Origin of the sequence: Methylophaga sp. UBA5088, from assembly GCF_002414625.1 — a bacterium.
Classification (GTDB): domain Bacteria; phylum Pseudomonadota; class Gammaproteobacteria; order Nitrosococcales; family Methylophagaceae; genus Methylophaga; species Methylophaga marina.
Genome location: NZ_DIAC01000020.1, coordinates 11915 through 16368 on the forward strand (window position 1 = coordinate 11915; position 4454 = coordinate 16368).

Consider the following 4454-nt stretch of genomic DNA (forward strand, 5'->3'; position numbering starts at 1 on the left):
TTCACCCGCTTTGACTGTCCATACTAAGCTGCTTCGTTTATCCGTCATCGGCAATAAAGCCAAGGGACCAGATGTAGTGAAACGCTCGTATGCCCAACCATGATGTGGTTTATCTGTAGAAATATTGGCGGTGATAGCGACCTGACTGTAATCTTGCTCCCAGGCACTTAAGTTCAAACAGTGACGGATAGTCGATTCGCGTCCATCAGCGGCAACAAGCAGTTTGGCAGTCAGAGTGTCATGGTTATCTAACGTGACTTTCACATGTTCAGCTTCGGTGACTACTGCACTCACCATGCTTGGACAGAATAATGTCAAATTATCGAGTTGCTGCAATTGCTGGTTGAGTGCGTGGCCTAAATATTTGGCTGTAATGACTTGGCCGAGTGCCGGCACTTTTTCCTGTTCGGCCGATAAGCGTGTCACACCAAAGCGGCCCCGCTCAGACACGTGAATGTGTTGGATGGGACTGGCGTGCTTTTCGATAGCAGTCCAGACATCCATTGTTTCGAAGATACGTTGCGAACCATAGCTAAGTGCAATGCCACGATCATCGTAACTGGGCTGGGAATTTGTTTCTAATGATTTCGCTTCTATAAGACCAATCTTCAGCCGACTCTCTTTCAAAGCGATAGCCAGGCTGGCACCAGCCATACCGCCTCCCACAATCAACACATCAAACAGGCTGTGATTCACGTTTTAGATTGCCTCTGCCATTAATGCTTCAATCTCGTCGATTTCCTTGGGGGCCGCTTCAGTGAGTACTTCGTAACCATCTTTTGTCACCAGTACGTCGTCTTCAATCCGAATACCGATAAAGTGCCACTTTTTATCGACATGTTCCTGATCGCGGATATAGAGACCAGGCTCAACCGTTAATACCATGCCGGGTTCTAATAAGCGCCACTCACCGCCGACTTTATAGTCACCGACATCATGTACATCCATTCCCAGCCAATGTCCAGTTCGGTGCATATAAAACTCACGGTAAGCGCCTTCTTCGATGAGTTGATCGACATTGCCGTTAAGAATGCCTAATTCAACTAAGCCTTGCGTTAAGACCTCAACCGCTGCTTCGTGTGGTTGATTCCAATGATTGCCTGGCTTTACTGCAGCAATGGCGGCTTTTTGTGCATTTAAAACGATTTGATACACAGCTGCCTGCGCGGTAGTGAACTTACCATTAACAGGAAAAGTGCGAGTAATATCGCCCGCGTAACATTCGAATTCTGCACCGGCATCAATCAGCAATAACTCATTACTTTTCAACTTGGCACTGTTTTCAATGTAATGCAGGATACAGCCATTCTCACCGCCACCCACAATAGACGGGTAAGCAGGGGAGCGACAACCATTTTTCATAAACTCATGAATAATTTCCGCTTCGACCTCATACTCCCATTTACCTGGTTTGGTAAATTGCATAGCACGAATATGAGCTTGGGCCGATATGCTTGCTGCCTGTTTCATGGCTTTGATTTCCTGACTGCTTTTAAATAATCTAAGCTCATTCAGGCAATGCTCGAGTTCAATAATCTCTGTTGGCGAATGTTTACCAGAGCGTGCTGCTTGGCGTAGGTGATTCAACCAAGACACCATGTGCTGATCAAAGCTCGGCTGATTTCCCATGGTGTAATAGACTTTTTCTTTACCTTCCAGCAGACCAGGCAGGATATCGTCAAGATCACTTATTGGATAAGAGTCATCGGCGCCAAATTCAGCGATAGCACCTTCCTGACCGGCACGATAGCCATCCCAGATTTCTTTATCCAGGTCCCGTTCACGGCAGAATAAAATATACTCGCCATGTTCTCTTCCTGGAATCAGCACCAGTACGGATTCAGGCTCATCAAACCCTGTCAGGTAGTGGAAACTACTATCACTTCGGTAGGGATAGTCGACATCACGGTTACGGTTAGCCACTGGCGCGTTGGGTAATACAGCGATCGTATCTGGTCCCATAATATCCATCAGATGTTGACGGCGTTTGGTGAATTCTTTCTTTTGCATTAGTGTTCAGTCGCTTCCTCAGTTGGGTCGGTAGGTTGCAATTCTCCGTAAAGTAAAAAAAGACCCATACGAATGTATTCTACGAGTTCTTCAAAATTGGCACGTTCTTCTTCTGTGTCTTCTACATTGTCAAAATTAACCTGACTGATTTTGATGACATCAGTCACGTATTCCTGACAATCATCAGAGAGTTCTGTTTCATTGGTCATGCCTGATGTACCGAGGCCGAATACAAGCCCTTGACACCAGTCTGCCATCGCCGATAAACGTGAGACAATCGGTGCATTGTCATCCGGGAGTTCCATCTGAAAGTCAAAATCCAGGCTATTTAGAGACTGAATCGTGTCATCAAACAGGTGTGTTAAATCTTGTTTCTCTTCTTCGGCAGGCGAGAAATCTTCAAATAATCGTGTGTACCAGCTTTTACGATCGGCGAGAGCGTCCATACAAAGCAAACCACATAAAGCGCCCTGGAGTTCAGCGAGACTGGCAGGCCCATCACCGTTTTGATTATCGGGCGATAGAGATGGAAAGTAGAGTTGTGACATAAACTTAAAACCTGAATAATGGCAAAAAAGATATCTTGTTCAATGTTATGCATTGGAACATAAATTGTTCCTATTATGACAGTTGTTGACCGAGTCGGCAGCGCACGTCTATAGTTAGGCTTTATTCTCGCACAGCGAAAGAACTCATATTAATGGATAAGAACGCGATACAACAATTGGAGCAACAAGTGGATGAGCTACTTCGTACCAGTCGTCGATTGCGGGAAGAGAACATGCTGTTGCGCTCACAACAAACAGCGTGGCTCTCAGAACGTTCTCAACTGATCGAAAAAACCGATGTGGCTCGAAGCCGGATTGAGAAGATGGTGAGTCGTTTAAGAGAATTGGATAGCGAATTATGAGTTCACCGGTAACTGTGACAATTTTGGGCAAGGAATATCAAATTGCTTGTCCGGAAGAAGAAAAAGAGGCGCTGATTGCGTCTGCCAAGATGGTCCATGACAATATGGAAAAGATTCGTCAAAGTGGCAAAGTGGTAGGTGTCGATCGTATCGCGGTAATGGCAGCACTCAACTTAGCGCACGAGTTGCTTATTTTCAAACATGACGAAGGTCATGACATGGAAAAAGTAAACAACAAAATTATGCAGTTGAAAGAGCGTGTTAGCGCTTTTCTGGAAGAAGATAGACAATTGGAGCTCTGAAAAAACTTGAGCTAAGCATAGGGAATTTGCGTATCATAGATCATGTCCCTGCGGTGCTCGATAGCGACATGTGTGTCTTGAGCCGATAAGCAAATGCTTAAGGAAACTGACAATCCGAAGTTGAAAAACAGGCCCGCTTGACGGGAAGTTTGCCATCTTCATGAAGTTTCCCTCTTGAATCTCATGGTTCAAGAACCCCCGTCGCACCGACACTGTGGGGCTCAATTTCCCCCTTCATCCTCACCTCGATCTTAATCATAAAAAGAAGCCGATCTCTTCGGTGGGGATGTTTTTCTTTGTTGGTTTTCACCTTCACCACCATTTCCCATGGTTTGCTTTTTTAGGCTTTTTTTCTGTGGCGGTTCCGTCTTGATCAATAGTTGTGATATGTTGCTGAAAAACATAAAAACTATATAAAGAGAGGAATATTACTGATGTCATGGTTTGATAACTTGGCCAGTCGGCTATCCAAGAAACATATCATCGCCAAACCTGGGTTTAATCGCTGGCTAATTGCCCCTGCTTCTGTCGCTATTCATTTGTGTATCGGTTCGGTCTATGCCTGGAGTATTTTTAATCCAGCCCTGACGAAACAGTTTGGTGTGGTGGCCAGTGCTGCTGATGACTGGAGTTTTTCATCTGTTGTCTGGATTTTTTCTACCGCGATTGTGTTTCTGGGATTAGCAGCAGCCATTGGAGGTAAATGGCTTGAAGAAGTAGGGCCAAGAGCGACCGGATTTCTCGCTGCTTGTTTATGGGGTGGTGGCTTTCTCGTTGGCAGTATCGGCATTGCCACACACGAGCTTTGGCTCATTTATTTGGGGTATGGTGCTATTGGTGGTTGTGGTTTAGGGCTTGCCTACGTCACACCAGTCAGTACCTTGATTCGCTGGTTCCCTGATAGACGTGGTATGGCGACAGGTATCGCCATCATGGGGTTTGGTGGTGGTGCGATGATAGGGGCGCCATTAATCACTTACCTACTGAGTTTGTATTATCGAATGCCTGAATATTTAGGCAAAGTCACCGACGTTAATCTGATTACTGAATCGGGTAGACGCTATGCTGAAGTGGCAGGTCAACAAGTTGAAGTTGTCATTGCTTCCGCAGCCGATATGCTAAAAACACCCGTGCCTGGGCCAGAAGGCGTCTATGTCGTGGGCACAGGTGATACCGGAGCGACCAGTGTCTTCATCACGCTTGGTATTGTGTATTTTATTGTGATGACCATC

At 45.8% G+C, this 4454-nt stretch carries 6 protein-coding genes and 1 other RNA gene; 4 read left to right on the forward strand and 3 right to left on the reverse strand.

The features are described 5' to 3' along the window. From B4K20_RS02670 to B4K20_RS02680, 3 genes are all read right to left on the reverse strand, one after another. A partial coding sequence (locus tag B4K20_RS02670; RefSeq protein WP_289281787.1) for an FAD-dependent monooxygenase occupies positions 1–696 on the reverse strand: 696 nt, incomplete at its 3' end. A gap of 3 nt (positions 697–699) precedes the next feature. Further along, complete coding sequence (gene pepP, locus B4K20_RS02675; RefSeq protein ID WP_289281788.1) at positions 700–2010, reverse strand: Xaa-Pro aminopeptidase; 1311 nt, start codon at positions 2008–2010, stop codon at positions 700–702. Beyond that, complete coding sequence (locus B4K20_RS02680; protein WP_289243239.1) at positions 2010–2558, reverse strand: UPF0149 family protein; 549 nt, start codon at positions 2556–2558, stop codon at positions 2010–2012. The genes pepP and B4K20_RS02680 overlap by 1 nt, the downstream gene beginning before the upstream one ends. A 152-nt stretch (positions 2559–2710) precedes the next feature. Between B4K20_RS02680 and B4K20_RS02685 the strand changes: the two genes are divergently transcribed. The 4 genes from B4K20_RS02685 to B4K20_RS02700 all read left to right on the forward strand — a co-directional run. Further along, positions 2711–2920, forward strand: a complete 210-nt coding sequence (locus B4K20_RS02685) for a TIGR02449 family protein (protein WP_286303992.1) — start codon at positions 2711–2713, stop codon at positions 2918–2920. Next, positions 2917–3222, forward strand: a complete 306-nt coding sequence (locus B4K20_RS02690; protein ID WP_286303993.1) for a cell division protein ZapA — start codon at positions 2917–2919, stop codon at positions 3220–3222. The genes B4K20_RS02685 and B4K20_RS02690 overlap by 4 nt, the downstream gene beginning before the upstream one ends. A 42-nt stretch (positions 3223–3264) precedes the next feature. After that, positions 3265–3447, forward strand: a non-coding RNA gene (ssrS, locus tag B4K20_RS02695) — 6S RNA. Between the two features lie 209 nt (positions 3448–3656). Then, positions 3657–4454, forward strand: a 798-nt coding sequence (locus B4K20_RS02700; RefSeq protein ID WP_289281789.1) for an MFS transporter, incomplete at its 3' end; no start/stop codon positions are given.